Raw genomic sequence first — 15,539 nt, 5'->3', positions numbered from 1 at the left:
AGCATTAACCACTAGTTTGATACTAGCCAATTAACATTAAACAATGCCGCGCGCCATGTCTTACATCCGAGAACATTGTAAAGGAATGGCAAATTCTCAAAAATTAGTCATCAATCTGTGGCGTGATGTTTCCAGTATGATACGCTTTTGAAACTCTTTTATGTTGAACTAATGGCCACCAGCCAGTAGTATTGCGCGCAAAATGTCCCAACTAATTTGCCACTAGTGCTTACAGGGTAGTCATGACTAGTCAATCCATCAATGCGACTGCTTATCTTCGCAAATCGGCTGAAGACCACACTCCGAAGCCTACCCGCGTACTTGATTTCGGCAAATGCAGAGGCACCAGAAAAGGCCCGGTTCTTCTGATTGGCTCAGGTCAATCTGCCCGAAACTTCCCGATTCAAGATTTTTCGGACGTCCCCATGATTACCATGAACGGGGCGTTCTCGATGTTTGCAGAAACGAACATCAAACCATTGTTCTACGTGTGTACTGACCGGGACTTTCCCAATCAGCAGCCCGAGCTGTTCGCTGCGGCAATGCGCGAGAGCGAGAATGTCGGCCTCTGGGAAGACCAGTTCAGCTCCGGCATTCCCAGGCCTTCCGGGCGCGCCTATGCGCTGAAGAAATCACCGAGGTTATCCACGGTTGCGGCGCTCTGCTCACGAGACGACGCACTGGTCAGAAAAGTGTCTTTATGGAGTCATAGAAGCAGGGATATCGGCTTCAGCAAAAACCTGGAATTGGGGTTTTTCGACGCTCGCACGGTCATGTATCTCGCCTTGCAATTGTCTTATCACCTTGGTTTTGATAGCGTCTTTCTCGTGGGCTTCGATATGAATCAGTCTGCAGGCCGGTTCTATGAATCGTCGACAGACGTGTGCTCGCCTTGTGGACTGGACCAGCACTACGAATCAAGAATTCTCCCGTCACTGGAACTTATGTCGAAGCATGTAGTCGGGGATGATTTTCAAGTGTTCAATTTATCCGACAGCTCGCGAGTTCCGGATGAAGTCATTCCCAAGTTGAGCATTGATGAGGCCCGACTTAAAGTGAGCGTTGCCCATTACAACGCCAGCCGAACGTAAACGACCTCCCGATCAGTCAACTTGACGACCCTGTCTATTTCTTCTGCGACTTCCTTTGAAATCGCACCTGCCTCTGCCCTGCGCAAACGCCTTGAGCAATGCTAACCGACAGGCACCTGAGCGAACCGCAACGCAGACAACTCGGCAATCCGGCACTGTCCACCATGTCACTGCCGCCTGACCTATGCGACAATGCGCGCCAATGTCTGGGATGAACCCCCACATTCATATCCCGGCAACGCGGCCATGGCAGGCTGCCGTTGCTGTAGACGTATGCCTGTTGGATCAGCTCATGCTCAGGCGGAGCAGGCTGAACAGCTCCGGTCGTGTCTCGAACACGACACCGCTGACACCAGCGCTCCCCAGTTATTGCCCAAGTTATTGATAGGTAAAGTAATTGATCTCCACAGCTAACATCACGATGCAGTTCGGCCCCAAACCCTTGTTCGAGAATGTCTCGGTCAAGTTTGGCGCCGGTAACCGTTATGGCCTGATTGGCGCGAACGGCTGCGGCAAGTCCACCTTCATGAAAATCCTCGGTGGCGACCTCGAGCCTTCGGGCGGTCAGGTGATGCTGGAGCCGAACGTACGACTGGGTAAGCTGCGCCAGGATCAGTTCGCCTACGAAGAATTCACGGTACTCGACACCGTGATCATGGGCCATGAAGAGCTGTGGAAGGTCAAGGCCGAGCGCGACCGCATCTACTCGCTGCCGGAAATGAGCGAAGACGACGGCATGGCCGTGGCCGAGCTGGAAACCGAGTTTGCGGAAATGGACGGCTACACCGCCGAGTCCCGTGCCGGCGAACTGCTGCTGGGCCTGGGTATCGGCATCGAGCAGCACAACGGCCCGATGAGCGAAGTGTCGCCCGGCTGGAAGCTGCGCGTTCTGCTCGCGCAGGCACTGTTCTCCGATCCGGAAGTGCTGCTGCTCGACGAACCAACCAACCACCTGGACATCAACACCATTCGCTGGCTGGAAAACATCCTCACCCAGCGCAACAGCCTGATGATCATCATCTCCCACGACCGTCACTTCCTGAACAGCGTGTGCACGCACATGGCCGACCTGGATTACGGCGAGTTGCGCCTGTTCCCGGGCAACTATGACGAGTACATGACCGTCGCGACCCAGTCCCGCGAGCAATTGCTGTCCGACAACGCCAAGAAGAAGGCACAGATCTCCGAGCTGCAATCGTTCGTCAGCCGCTTTTCGGCCAACGCATCGAAAGCCAAGCAGGCCACGTCCCGAGCCAAGGCGATCGACAAGATCCAGCTGGCCGAGGTCAAGCCGTCCAGCCGTGTCAGCCCGTTCATTCGTTTCGAACAAACCAAAAAGCTGCACCGTCAGGCGGTCATTGTCGATCGCATGGCCAAAGGCTTCGATGGCAAGACACTGTTCAAGGACTTCAGCTTCCAGGTCGAAGCCGGCGAACGTGTTGCAATCATCGGTCCGAACGGCATCGGCAAGACCACCCTGCTACGCACCCTGGTCAACGAGTTGCAACCCGATGCAGGCACGGTCAAGTGGACCGAAGCAGCGGAAATCGGTTACTACGCTCAGGACCACGCTCACGATTTTGAAGACGAATCTACCCTCTTCGACTGGATGGGCCAGTGGACGCAAGGCGGCGAGCAAATGGTACGTGGCACTCTGGGCCGCATGCTGTTCTCCAATGACGAGATCCTCAAGTCGGTCAAAGTGATTTCCGGTGGTGAACAGGGCCGCATGCTGTTCGGCAAGCTGATCCTGCAAAAACCGAACGTGCTGGTGATGGACGAACCGACCAACCACCTGGACATGGAATCCATCGAAGCGCTGAACCTTGCGCTGGAAAACTACCCGGGCACCCTGATTTTCGTCAGCCACGACCGCGAGTTCGTGTCCTCGCTGGCAACCCGCATCATCGAACTCAGCCCAAGCGGCGTGATCGACTTCAGCGGTACCTACGACGACTACCTGCGCAGCCAGGGCGTTTCGTTCTAAGCCTGTCAGGCTGCCTCAACAAAAAGCCCTGTCTTGTGACAGGGCTTTTTATTTTCAAAACCGCTATTGGCCCGGCTGGCTGAGCATTTCAATCCACAGCGCACCCTTGCCCGAGGGCGCTTCGCTGACCCGCTGCAAGGCACCGTTCGCCGCAATGGCGTAACTGCCGACCTTGTCGCTTTTCTCACCGCTCACCAGCAACCAGCGCCCATTGGGTGACACCGCAATATTGCGTGGCTGTTTTTCCTGCACCAGATAGTTTTCGACAAACGTCACCTTGCCACTGGCAGGCTCGACCTTGAACACCGACAAGCTGCTGGTGGTGCGCTCGCTGATAAACAGCAACCTGCCATTCGGCGCGAGGCGAATGTCTGCCGCCCAGATACGCGGGGTGGGGTCATCCTTGAGATCATTGTTGCGCGCATCGCGGGCCTGCCCCGGCGCCAGATTCAAGCGTTTCGGGATACCGTCCGCCGTGCTTGTCTGCTTCAACGCACCGGTTTTCTGGTTGATCGCGAAGGCAGTGACGGTGCCACTCATTTCGCCAACCACGTACAGAAATTTGCCATCGGAAGAGAATGCCAAGTGGCGCGGGCCGGTACTCTCGGCAACCGCAACGTAGCCCTCGCCAATGGGAACAAGCTTGCCGTCTTTTGGCTCCAGCCGGTATTGCAGAACACGATCAACGCCAAGATTACCGGCGTATACAAAACGGTTGCTCGGGTCGGTGCGCACCGAATGCGCATGCATGCCGGTCTTGTAGGTCTGGATACTGTCGCTGGGGCGGTGTTGCGCATCGATGGGCTGTACGCTGAGCAAATCGGCACCATAGGATGCGCCGAACAGGAAGCGCCCGCTGCGATCGGTAGACAAATAGGCCAGGCTCTCGGCCAATGGTGCCTGGCTCAGCGGCTTGAGATGCCCTGTTGCAGGCTCGATGCTGAAACTCAGCACTTGATAAGGCTTGGAACGCAGCGCTGCAAATAACGCTTTGCCGTCCGGTGAGATGGCCATCGGATTGACCTGGTCTCCGGCTTTGGTCTGCTCGACCAGGCTGAGCGCGCCGCTCTGCTCATCCAGACGGTATTGGGATATAAGGCCGTCTGAACTGCCCCCAAGAAGTTGGACACCAATCCGACCTCACGGGGGTGTTCAAATGGGTAAGTATTCAGAGCAGTTCAAGCTCACTGTCGTCAAAGCGTATCTTGAAGACAACATGGGCTTTCGTATGGTAGCCCGCCAGTTCTCGATCGATTTCAGCCTGCTTCGACGCTGGGTCGCTAACTACAAGAGTCATGGTCACACCGGCCATCGCAAGCCTGGTCTTCGATACAGCGAAGCTTTCAAGCGCTCAGTGCTTGAGCACAGGCGTGAACACAAGCTATCGCTCCGTCAGGCCGCTGCGCATTTTGGTATCGGGGATCCCGGCCAAATAGTCATTTGGGAAAAGCGGCATTACAGTAGCGGTACAGCCCCGTATGTTCCTGCCAGAAGAAAGCCTGTCGCCATGCCAAAGAAGCCTTATCCCGCCAAACCAGTAACCGCCGACGATACGCAGAAGACGCGCGACCAGTTGATGAGCGAGCTTGAATATCTGCGCATGGAGAACGCTTACCTAAAAAAGTTGGAAGAGCTGAAGGAGCAGAAACGACGGCAACCGAAAAAGCCCTGAGCATCAAGCAACTGAGGGGCCGGTTCCCGCTTTGCGCTCTGCTGAGGCTGGCGGGCTTGGCACGCAGCACGTTTTACTATCAGGTTCAGGTGCAATCCAGACCCGATCCCTATGCTGCTTTGAAACAGTTAGTCGAAAGCATTTACCACGAGGAGAAAGGCCTTTATGGCGCTCGGCGTATCACGGCGGTCATTCGCACTGCAGGTATTTTGGTCAACAAGAAGGTTGTAGAACGACTGATGGCAGAACTGGGCCTGCGATCAGTGGTGCGCCCCAAAAAATACCGCTCCTATAAGGGCGTAATCGGAACCATTGCGCCGAATTTGCTGGAGCGCAATTTCAGCGCGCAACGCCCGAACCAGAAGTGGGTGACCGATGTGACTGAGTTCAAGGTAGGCAATCGAAAGCTGTATCTCTCACCCGTGATGGACTTGTACAACGGTGAAATCGTGGCGTATGAAGTGTCGACAAGGCCGAGCTTTGAGCTGGTCACCAGCATGCTGGACAAGGCGCTTCAGCAGTTGCAGGACGAGCCGAAGCTTGTGATGCACTCGGACCAGGGCTGGCAGTATCAACACGCGCAGTATCGCCATAAGCTATCGGTACGAGGCGTCAAACAAAGCATGTCCCGTAAGGGCAACTGCCTGGACAATGCGGCAATGGAAAGCTTTTTCGGTACACTGAAATCCGAGTTTTTCTACCTGAAACAGTTTGAAAGCATCGATGAGTTGAAAGCAGGTCTGGATGAGTACATCCACTACTACAACCATGACCGCATCAAGCTGAAGCTCAACGGCCAAAGCCCCGTAAAATACAGGGCTCAGGCGGCAAGCTAAAACCGTCCAACTTTTGGGGGGCAGTTCAGTCAGTGGGACTGGAAATGTAAGCAAACGTGGCTGCCTGGGCAGGCAGGCCAAACGAACAACCGACTGCAGCGGCCAGCAACAGAATATTTCTCATGGTGAACCTTTTTATTATTGTGGTGTGATCAGTCATCCTATGACCATATCTACAGAACAGCAACTGCCTGATAATCAGCCCGCATAAAACCGTTAGCCTGCTTTCTTTTAGTCACAGCGCACGCCATGATGAGGCACTCCCACCGCCTGCCAGCGAAGAGCCCAATGCCTGCCGCACACTCCGGTTCCATGACGATTACCCTGCAGATCGTTTCCATCGTTTTCTACACGTTCATCGCCTTCCTGTGCATCGGCCTGCCTATTGCGGTGCTGCCCGGCTATGTTCACGACCAGCTGGGTTTCAGCCCGTTGATTGCAGGCCTGACCATTGCCTCGCAATACCTGGCAACGCTGCTGAGTCGACCTTTTGCCGGCCGGGCGACCGACACGCTGGGCAGCAAGCGCTCTATCGTGTTCGGACTGTGGGGCATCGTCATCAGTGGCAGCATGACGTTACTGGCAACGCTGCTTCAGGAGTTTGCCACGCTGAGCCTGTCGATTCTGATCGTTGCGCGACTGTTTCTCGGCATTTCCCAAGGGCTTATCGGAGTTGGCACTATCAGTTGGTGCATCGGCAAGCTCGGCGCGGAACATACGGCCCGATCAATCTCGTGGAACGGCATCGCGTCCTATGGTGCGATAGCCATTGGTGCACCGCTGGGAGTGATTGTCATCGACGCCGTGGGTTTCAACAGCCTGGGGGGCGCCTTGATCGTGATGGCAGGGCTGGCACTTTGGCTGATCCGCAACAAGCCATCGGTACCGGTCGTAGTCGGTGAGCGCCTGCCCTATTGGTCAGTGTTCGGCCGGATCGCGCCTTATGGTCTGGGACTGACGTTGTCCTCCATCGGCTACGGCACGCTGACCACCTTCATCACCCTGTTTTATCTAAGCCGCGGCTGGGAAGGTGCGGCCTATTGCCTGAGCATGTTTGGCGTGTGCTTTATCCTCGCCCGCCTGCTGTTCATCGGTGCCATCAACCGCCTCGGCGGCTACAACGCGGCCATCGTCTGCATGGCTGTGGAGATCTGCGGACTGCTGATGCTCTGGCTTTCACCGAGCAGCGGCATTGCTCTGGCTGGGGCAGGACTGACCGGTGTGGGGCTTTCACTGGTCTACCCGGCGCTGGGCGTGGAAGCGATCAAAAGCGTACCTACCCCCAGCCGAGGCGCAGGCCTGAGTGCCTACGCTGTGTTCTTCGATCTGGCCCTGGCAATTGCCGGCCCTGTAATGGGGGCTATTGCCTTGGGTCAGGGCTATGACTGGATATTTTTTTACGCGGCGTTGCTGTCGGCGTGCGCGCTGGCGCTGACAATCTGGTTATCACGCCGCACCGCCAACCAAACATATCCAGCATGAACACTACCTTTAGCGCATAAGTTTTTTACTTGTAATTCCAATAGTTGGTAGCAAAAGTTTAAATCTCGCCACCGGTCGGTCAACTTCTTGACGCATCGGCCAACGACCTCTTGACTTCGTACTGCGGGCCTTGAAAACAGGCCCGCAAAGCGACCGTCGCCAGCCTTGGGGCGACGTCACTGAGCGTGGCAGTCTGGCGCCTTGATCCGTTTCGATTGCCTCCCTGCTGCCTGCCTGGCCGGGAGAGCTGTCATGAAAATTCGTTGTATTCATCTGTACCACACCCGTAATGTTCTGCCATTCATTATGCTGGCCATTATCCCGTCCTGTGCGGAGGGAGCCTGCGCACTTGGGTCCTCGACGTCGTCCGGCGTTCAAGTCTGCGACAGTGACATCAGCGGCTCATTTATCGGTCTGAGCGGCGATCACATTCTGATATTTCCCAAAGGCGGAACAGGCACGGTCGCCGGCGATATCAGCTATGGGTCAGGAATCGACAGCGTTGATATGCAGTCAGGCCGTATTCTCGGCAACGTAACCCAGAGTGCCGGAATCGACTCATTCACGTTGTCGGCGGGCGAGATCAGCGGCGGCCTGAACCAGGGCGACGGGCGAGATACCTTTCTGATGACCGGAGGCACCATCACTCGTGCGTTCGAGGACGGCGACGTTGCGGTGATGACCGGCGGCAGCATTGGCCGAGTTGACATGAAGCTCGACAACAACGTGTTCGAGATGTCCGGTGGCACGATCATCAACAACCTGGTAACCGGCTTTGGCAGGGATACGATCACCCTCTTGGGCGGCTCTGTGGGCGGCAATGTCAGCGTCAGCGGCGGCGACGACCTGATCACCCTCAGCGGTGGCGATATTCGTGGTGAAGTTCGTGCCAGCGCCGGTAATGACAGCTTCAATTGGCTGAACGGTGGCTACGCCCGCAACAGTGTGTTGATGGCCGACGGCGATGATGCGGCGCGGCTGTACAACCTGAGCGAATATTACCTGAGCGCCAACCCGCTGCTTGACGGCGGCCCTGGCAATGACGTGCTGACGCTTGATAACACTGTGTCTTTGCAGCCGGGTCGCTATGGCAACTGGGAGACCGTCAACCTGAGCAACGGCTCGCAGCTGGATCTGGCCGGTAAGCTGGTCCTTGGTGACGGCGTGAGTAACACCGGCGTTCTGAACATTGATTCCAGCAGTACGCTGATCTCGACCTCGGGCAGCATTGCGCCCTTCCGCGCAGCATCCCTCGCTTCATTAGAGAATGCCGGAACGCTGGACGTGCGCGATGCAGGCAGTGCGCTCACTGGCACATTGACGGTGAACGGCAATTACACCGGCCAGAACGGGCGGCTGCTGTTGCTCTCGGCACTGGGCGATGATGCATCCGCCAGCGACCGACTGGTGGTGGCACAGGGTAGGATCAGTGGTTCTACGCGCATGATCGTCAGCAACGCGGGTGGGCTGGGCGCCCTGCCCCTTGGCAACGGCATTGAAGTGGTACAAGCCATCAACGGTGCAACCAGCGATAGCAGCGCCTTTTCGTTGCAAAGTCCGCTGTCTGCAGGCGCTTATCAGTATTACCTGTTCAAGGGCGGCGCCACTGCCGGCTCGGAGAACAGCTGGTTCCTGCGCTCTGCGGTGATTGCGCCGCCAACGCCAGCGCCGCCCCCTGTAGAGCCCCTCCCCGAACCTGCACAGCCAACTCCCCAGCCAACTCCCCAGCCGACACCTGAGCCGACTCCCGAACCTGCTCCCGAGCCGACACCAACACCGCAACCTGTGCCCGCCCCGCTCCCAAACCCTGAGCCTGCGCCGACCACCCCGGCCCCGGTCCTCCCGGCAGCCGCACTGCCAGTGCCCGCGATCGGAACACCGCCACTGCCGGAACCCGTTCGCGGAGCCTCGCCCATCGCGTTGTACCGCCCCGAGGTCGCCAACTATTCAGTGGCAGCGCCAAGCGCTGCGGTCCTGGCGCTGAGTTCGCTGGGCACCTTTCATGAGCGCCAGGGTGATCAGGCGCTACTGACTGAATACGACATGGCGCCTGCCGGATGGGCACGTGTGTTTGGCAGCGACTTCAGGCAACGCTGGTCTGGAGACGTGAGCCCAGGCCTGGACGCTTCATTCAAGGGCTACCAGATCGGCCATGATCTGTATGCCTGGCACTTGGACAACGGGCGGAGCCAGCGCGTCGGGCTGTTCGTCGCGCATAACCGTCTGGATGGCAAAGTGCAGGGTTTTGCTGAGGGTTTCAGAAACTACGAAACAGGGCACCTGAAACTGAGCGGGCAAAGCCTGGGGGCCTACTGGACGCTGACGACACCCGGTGGCGGGTACGTTGACGCAGTCGCGATGTGCACTCGCCTGGACGGCCGCAGCCGCTCCGTCAGGGGCACAGGTGTCGACATTGAAGGCCATGTGATGAGCCTGTCTGCAGAGGCCGGGTATCCGCTGCCACTCTCACAGCGCTGGGTTGCAGAGCCTCAGCTACAGATCATCTACCAACGCATAGACCTTCAGGATCAGCATGACGGCATTGCCCATCTCGGATTCGACAGTCAGTCTTACACCACAGGGCGCATCGGCATACGTTTCAAGGGGCGCTATCAATTCAGTAGCGTACCGATAGCGCCTTATCTGCGAGCCAACCTCTGGCACACCAAAGACGGCCATGACACGCTGACATTCGATCATGCAGAGCAGATAAGAACCGAGCATCGATCAACGACGGGCAGTATCGGCGCCGGGATGATAGCGACATTGAGCAGCAAGGCCAGTCTGCACTGGAGCGCTGATTACCTTGTTGATCTGGGCGAACAAGGAACGGAGGGAGTAAACACCAGCCTGGGTTTCAGGCTGGTGTGGTAATGCGACCGTCAGCGCGGGGATGCGCCCTGGTCAGTCTTTCTTCGGTTTGAGGATAAGCACGGCAAGCGGCGGCAGGTTCAGTTTCAGTGAAGCCTCCATCCCATGTGCTGGCTCGTCTTCGGTGTTCACTTCCCCACCATTGCCCATGTTAGAACCTGCGTAGGTTTCCGCGTCGCTGTTCAGCAACTCAGTCCATGCACCTGATACCGGCGCGCCGACACGATAATCCAGGCGCGGCACTGGCGTCATGTTGGCCACCACCAGCAGCGGCTCGCCATCATTGCTCCAGCGCAGGTAGGCAAACACGCTATTGGCCTGGTCGTCGCCGATCAGCCACTGGAAGCCCGCTGGATCAGCATCGCGCTGGTACAACGCCTTTTCCTGACGATAGATTCGGTTCAGGTCACTGACCAGCTTCTTCACGCCAATATGTTCAGCGTATTTCATCAAGTACCAGTCCAGTTCACGGTCGTGATTCCACTCACGCCACTGACCGAATTCACAGCCCATGAACAGCAGTTTCTTGCCCGGGTGCGTCCACATGAACGACAGATAAGCGCGCAGGTTGGCGAACTTCTGCCAGTGGTCACCCGGCATCTTGTCGATCAGCGAATGTTTGCCGTGTACCACTTCGTCATGGGAAATAGGCAGTACGAAGCGCTCTGACCACGCGTACACCAGGCTGAAGCTCAGCTTGCCGTGGTGGTGTCCGCGATTGATCGGGTCCTCCTCCATGTACTGCAGCGAATCATGCATCCAGCCCATGTTCCACTTGTAGTTGAAGCCCAGCCCACCCTGCTGGGTCGGCTCGCTGACACCCGGCCACGCGGTCGACTCTTCCGCAATCACCATGGTCCCTGGGGCTTCCAGCGCAACTACGTCGTTCAAATGACGCAGAAAGTCGATTGCCTCGAGGTTTTCGCGTCCGCCAAAGCGATTTGGCACCCATTCGCCTGCATTACGCGAATAGTCGCGGTACAGCATTGACGCCACCGCATCCACGCGCAGACCGTCAATGTGATAATGCTTGAGCCAGTGCAACGCCGAGGCCAGCATGAAGCCGTGAACTTCGGTGCGCCCCAGGTTGTAGATCAGCGTGTTCCAGTCCTGATGGAAGCCTTCCTTGGGGTCGGCGTACTCGTACAGAGCGGTGCCGTCGAACTGCGCCAGGCCGTGGGTATCGGTCGGGAAATGCGCAGGCACCCAGTCAAGAATCACGCCGATTTCAGCCCGATGACAGGCGTCGACGAACGCAGCGAAATCTTCTGGCGAACCGTAGCGAGCAGTCGGTGCAAACTGGGCCAGCAACTGATAGCCCCATGACCCCCCGAACGGGTGCTCCATGATCGGCATCAGCTCAATGTGGGTGAAGCCGAGTTCCTTCACATAGGGAATCAAGCGGTCAGCCAGCTCGCGCCAGTTGTACTGTCGCCATTGACCGTCTTCGTGCTGCTCCATCTGCCACGAGCCTGCGTGCAGTTCGTAGATCGACAGCGGCGCGGCAACATCGTGGCGGCCTGTCCGTGTTTGCAGCCATTCCTGGTCGTTCCACTCGAATTGCAGTGGCGCAGAGACCTTTGACGCGGTGTCGGGCGGCAGCGTAGTGGCCAGAGCCATAGGGTCGCTTTTCAGCGGCAGAATCCCGTGGGCACCGAGGATCTCGTATTTGTAGACTTCACCGGGCTGCAGACGCGGAACGAAAATCTCCCATACGCCGGTCGGGTGACGCAGGCGCATCGGGTGACGACGACCATCCCAGCTGTTGAAACTGCCGACCACCGACACATGGCGGGCATTCGGCGCCCAGACCGCAAAGCGCACACCGTCGACGCCATCGACGTTGGTCACTTGCGCGCCCAGGCAACTGCTCAGGTCGCGGTGGTTGCCTTCGGCAAACAGATAAAGGTCCATCTCGCCCAGCAGCGGACCGAAGCTGTAAGGGTCCTCGGTGATCTGCTCGCCGCCAGCCCATTGGATTTTCAGCAGGTAAGGCTGTGGCTGTTCGAGATGACCGACGAAAAACCCCGGCACCTCGCTCATTTCCATCTCGCCCAGCTCGCGACCATCATCTTTGGCCAGCAGACGCACGCTCAACGCAGCGGGCAGATAGGCACGAACGTATTGCCCGCTGCCGCCGTCACCGTGCGGACCCAGGATCGAGAAAGGATCACGGTGTTCCGCGCGGATCAGCGCGTCGAGGTCCGCAGCAGCGGGAATCGCGCGGCGGCCTGTGCCGGTTTTGTGAGGCGCATTCATATTGGCTCTCCATCAGACGGTTGCAGCAACCCACGCAAGCCTTGCAAGGGAACGGCCAACCAGGCTGGACGATTCTCGGCTTCGTAGATCACTTCATAAGCAGCTTTTTCAAGGGTGAACAATTCCAGTGCGGCGTCCTCCCCTTTTGCATCTTTCCAGGCATGAGCCATTCCGCTCGTTGCCGAGCGATAACCTTCGATAAAGGCTTCCCGCGCCTGCGCCAGGTAGGTCTCGGCGACACGTTTGCGAGCACCGGCAGCCTCAGGCGAGGTATCGACGCTTTGTGCGCTGCGTACTGCCATGGCGGCAGCGTAGTCAAACGAGCGCAAAACACCGCTGACATCCTTGAACGGGCTGTGCTTGGCACGGCGTTCTTCAAGTGCGCGGGCCGGTTCACCCTCGAAATCGATCAGGTAGGCATCGCCTTTGACCACCAGCACTTGCCCGAGGTGCAAGTCACCATGCACGCGAATCCGCAGGCCACCTGCCGAGCGCTTGGCCAGACCTTCGACGCGCTGACGAATCTGCTTGCGCTGTGCAAGCAAATCGCTGACCAGTTGCTGATCGTCCTGTTCCAGATCGCCCTTGCGCTGCTCAAGCAGTTGCAAGGCGCGCTCAAGCTGAGCATTGACGCTGGTTCCGGAGGCCTTGCTGTCCTGACTGCTGGTGACTTCAACAGCGAAGTCTGCATTGTCGGTAGGCGACGCCAGAATCTGGTGCATTTCACCGAGACGCTGACCAAGGCTACGCGAAAAGTCCGCCAGCTCCAGCAACGCATTGTAATGCTGTTCCTGGCCGGAAACGCCATGCGCCAACTCATCGCGTACTGCGCGTTCCAGATTGTTCTGTGTCCACTCCCAAGCGTCACCCTGATTGCTCAGGTAGCCTTGGGCAATCATCAGCAGATTCGGTTTTCCGTCGTTGCCGACACGCACCACAGAGCCAAGCAACGGCGAGATATTCTTGAAGCCAGCGTTGGTCAGGAAAGCACCCATTTCCAGCTCCGGGTGCGTCCCGGCACTGACTTTACGAATCAGTTTGAGCACCAGGCTGCCACCGACGACCACCGAGCTGTTCGACTGCTCGGCAGACAGGTAGCGCACTTCCGACTCTGCGGTGAGGGCGAGCGGTGCCAGCTGAGAACTTTGCTCGAAACGCAACTCGCCGTCAGCGCAGGGGATGACCGTATCCGACTGCATGCCCTGAATCACTGCACGAATGAAGGTTTCCAGAGTAAACGCATCGGTGATCAGCCCTACATCACGATTACGCCGCACTCTGGCAAGTGCCAGTTGCTGTGGCAACGCGCTGCTGATGTCGTCTTCGGCGAGCAAGCCGAATGGCAGCTGATAGCGATCGGTCTGGCCGTCTGCAGTCACTTCTATTTCGCTGAGCAACACAGGGTGCGCCTCATCGCCGAAACGCACCGCATACGCGATATTGACCTGCTCTATGTCCTTGCCCTTGCCTGCGAACCAGCGGCGTTTTGGCAAATAAACAGCCAGTGACGTTTTTTCCATGGTGCTGCGCAGCGGCTCTTCGAGCAACTCCTCAAGGCGCTTCTTGAGCACCAGGGTCGGGAAGTCCGGCATGCTCTGTGCGGGTTCAACGTGCCAACTGGGCATTTGATTCTCCGAAGCCAGTAAAAACCAGTAAAAACCATACGGCGGGAGCGTCAGCAAATAGCTTAACTGCCCGATAGGCGGAAATGCGCTGCCACCGAGCATTTCCACCAGCACTGTGCCTGCGTGAGCCGACAGCTCAAGCTCTGCAGCCTGAGCGGCGCTGGAAACGTTGGCAACACACAACACCACTTCGCTGTGACCATCGGGTGCCGTGTACTCGCGGGTATACGCAAGAATGCGGCGGTTCGACGGCGAGAGCATTTTCAGCGTGCCACGCCCGAATGCCTTCTGCTGTTTGCGCACCGCCAGCATGCGTCGATTCCAGTTCAGCAGCGAGTGCGGGTCACGCTCCTGAATTTCGACGTTGACCGACTGAAAGCCGTACATCGGGTCCATGATCGGCGGCAATACCAGGCTGGCCGGATCTGCACGCGAAAAGCCGCCGTTGCGGTCGATCGACCACTGCATCGGCGTACGCACACCATCCCGGTCGCCTAGATAGATGTTGTCGCCCATGCCGATCTCATCACCGTAATACAACGTCGGCGTGCCGGGCATCGACAACAGCATGCTGTTCAACAGTTCGACCCGGCGGCGGTCCCGATCAACCAGTGGTGCCAGGCGTCGACGAATACCCAGGTTGATCCGCGCGCGGCGGTCAGCGGCATAGTAATTCCAGAGGTAATCACGCTCACGATCCGTCACCATTTCCAAGGTCAGTTCGTCGTGGTTGCGGAGGAAAATCGCCCACTGGCAATTATCCGGAATTTCCGGTGTCTGGCGCAGAATATCGGTGATCGGAAAGCGGTCTTCCTGCGCCAGCGCCATGTACATGCGCGGCATCAGCGGGAAGTGAAACGCCATGTGACATTCGTCGCCATCCGGCCCCTTGCTGTCGCCGAAATACAGCTGGGTGTCTTCCGGCCATTGATTGGCCTCGGCCAGCAGCATGCGGTCCGGGTAGTTCGCATCGATCTCGGCGCGAATACGCTTGAGCACCTGATGGGTTTCCGGAAGGTTCTCGTTATTGGTGCCATCGCGTTCGATCAGGTATGGGATAGCGTCCAGACGCAAACCGTCAATGCCCAGGTCCAGCCAGAAGCGCATGACTTCAAGCACCGCATCAAGTACGTGCGGGTTATCGAAGTTCAGGTCTGGTTGGTGGGAGTAAAAACGGTGCCAGAAGTATTGCTCGGCGACCGGGTCCCAGGTCCAGTTGGACGTTTCTGTGTCGAGAAAAATGATCCGCGTGCCGTCGTACTTCTGGTCGGTGTCCGACCAGACATAGAAATCCCGTGCCTTTGAGCCGGGCTTGGCATGACGCGCTTTCTGAAACCACGGGTGCTGGTCGGACGTATGGTTGATAACCAGCTCACTGATCACCCGCAGGCCACGCTTGTGCGCCTGAGCAATGAAGCGCTTGGCATCGGCCATGGTGCCGTAATCGCTATGCACATCGCGGTATTCGGAAATATCGTAGCCATCGTCCCGGCGCGGCGACGGGTAGAACGGCAGCAACCAGATGGTGTTGACCCCCAGCGCGGCAATGTAGTCGAGCTTTTCGATCAAGCCCGCGAAATCGCCGATCCCGTCGTTATTGGAATCGAAGAACGATTTCACATGAACCTGGTAAATCACCGCATCCTTGTACCAGAGCGGGTCTTTGATGAATGTCGCGTCACCGGGCTTCTTGGCCATTACTGACTCCTTGGGAGT

8 protein-coding genes are annotated in these 15,539 nt (G+C 57.7%); 5 read left to right on the top strand and 3 right to left on the bottom strand.

Annotated features, from left to right (window positions below; genetic code table 11):
- The first annotated feature begins 242 nt into the window (after positions 1–242).
- Entirely contained in the window at positions 243–1,091 is an 849-nt protein-coding gene (locus AC4ANE_RS14115) for an LPS biosynthesis protein (protein ID WP_002553693.1), read from the top strand.
- Between the two features lie 397 nt (positions 1,092–1,488).
- Positions 1,489–3,078: an ABC-F family ATPase gene (locus AC4ANE_RS14110; protein ID WP_002553692.1), complete on the top strand. Its 1,590-nt coding sequence runs from the start codon at positions 1,489–1,491 to the stop codon at positions 3,076–3,078.
- Between the two features lie 63 nt (positions 3,079–3,141).
- Here AC4ANE_RS14110 and AC4ANE_RS14105 read toward each other — a convergent pair whose 3' ends face one another.
- Positions 3,142–4,212 (bottom strand): lactonase family protein, encoded by a 1,071-nt coding sequence (locus tag AC4ANE_RS14105; protein WP_460408993.1) that lies wholly within the window; start codon positions 4,210–4,212, stop codon positions 3,142–3,144.
- Positions 4,213–4,234: 22 nt separating this feature from the next.
- Between AC4ANE_RS14105 and AC4ANE_RS14100 the strand changes: the two genes are divergently transcribed.
- The 3 genes from AC4ANE_RS14100 to AC4ANE_RS14090 all read left to right on the top strand — a co-directional run bounded on the left by AC4ANE_RS14100 (position 4,235) and on the right by AC4ANE_RS14090 (position 9,942).
- Positions 4,235–5,586, top strand: a protein-coding gene (locus tag AC4ANE_RS14100) for an IS3 family transposase (RefSeq protein ID WP_095077641.1) whose coding sequence is annotated in 2 segments (ribosomal slippage) — positions 4,235–4,694 and positions 4,694–5,586 — 1,353 coding nt in all. Because the reading frame shifts where the segments join, the coding sequence is not laid out codon by codon here.
- Between the two features lie 288 nt (positions 5,587–5,874).
- Positions 5,875–7,068, top strand: coding sequence for an MFS transporter (locus AC4ANE_RS14095; protein ID WP_057442612.1), 1,194 nt, complete (start codon positions 5,875–5,877; stop codon positions 7,066–7,068).
- 252 nt (positions 7,069–7,320) lie between these two features.
- Complete coding sequence (locus tag AC4ANE_RS14090) at positions 7,321–9,942, top strand: autotransporter family protein (RefSeq protein WP_095178867.1); 2,622 nt, start codon at positions 7,321–7,323, stop codon at positions 9,940–9,942.
- Between the two features lie 30 nt (positions 9,943–9,972).
- On the opposite strand, the gene glgB is transcribed toward AC4ANE_RS14090, so the two are convergent.
- Positions 9,973–12,198 carry a 1,4-alpha-glucan branching protein GlgB gene (gene glgB / locus AC4ANE_RS14085; RefSeq protein ID WP_031594785.1) on the bottom strand — a complete coding sequence of 742 codons (2,226 nt, stop codon included), beginning with the start codon at positions 12,196–12,198 and terminating at the stop codon, positions 9,973–9,975.
- Positions 12,195–15,521 carry a maltose alpha-D-glucosyltransferase gene (treS, locus tag AC4ANE_RS14080; protein ID WP_460408364.1) on the bottom strand — a complete coding sequence of 1,109 codons (3,327 nt, stop codon included), beginning with the start codon at positions 15,519–15,521 and terminating at the stop codon, positions 12,195–12,197. Before treS ends, glgB begins: the two co-directional genes overlap by 4 nt.
- Positions 15,522–15,539: the final 18 nt, after the last annotated feature.

The sequence above is a fragment of the Pseudomonas sp. Pme6b genome, assembly GCF_058129925.1.
Note: the sequence above shows the minus strand (reverse complement) of the source record. Positions and strands in the feature narration are given on the sequence as shown.